The 803-nt window shown below is 52.4% G+C and carries 1 protein-coding gene; it reads right to left on the reverse strand.

The window, feature by feature from the left end; translation table 11 throughout:
* Window positions 1-803, reverse strand: an 803-nt coding sequence (locus Q674_RS36995) for a type VI immunity family protein (RefSeq protein ID WP_023009700.1), incomplete at both ends; no start/stop codon positions are given.

Consider the following 803-nt stretch of genomic DNA (forward strand, 5'->3'; position numbering starts at 1 on the left):
GTCTGACCGTCCACGCGGCCCTTGGCTATTCCACCATGCTTGGTTGAACGAATCGGACGTAAGGCCTGGGCGGCTTGTCGATAGGGGGCGACATCCAGACCCTGCTCCCGGTCACCCAGCAGAGGCTTGGGTCCAGCCTGGATAATCACACCGCCGTCATACGGTGACACCCAACCATCCGGTAACGCCTCCTGCAACGCAGCCTCTCCACCAAGTTGATTCACATAGGGCTGGCAGATGGCAGTGAGCCATGCCGGCGATTTGATGCTGCTCAGCAAATACAGAGAGTGTGTTGTTCCTTTGCCGACATTAAGGCCAGGGAAACGCTGCCCCAACTGATAGACCAAAGGGTCTACACGAGTTTCATAACCGTGAGATATAGCTAATCCAAATCCCGCATATGCTTGCTCAGCGTTTAACAAGCTACACCAACGTTTAAAAATATCTGGTAGTTTTTCGTCGCGGTCGATAAAGAAATCTATCGGAAAATGGCAATAGAGATATGACAACGATCGTTGGTTGGAGAGAGGATGGTCTTCTATGGTTCTTGCCTTCCCGCCTCCCAATGAGACGAAGTCTATGTCCGAAGCATCTGTCTTCTTTTCGCCACCATGAAAAACAAACTCCCACTCCTCGTCCTGTGGCACATCCAACAGCCACTCGCCCGGGTAGGGGTAAGGTGTCTTCTTCAGACTTTTCCAACGGCCGGTATTTGGGTTGGTAGTCCAATTGAATTCCTGGCCGAAGTACTCCCGGTATTCATTGAAGACCGCCAGTACAGCCTCCCGGACATCCGTACGCCA

The sequence above is a fragment of the Marinobacter sp. EVN1 genome (genome assembly GCF_000475375.1).
Lineage (GTDB): Bacteria > Pseudomonadota > Gammaproteobacteria > Pseudomonadales > Oleiphilaceae > Marinobacter > Marinobacter nauticus.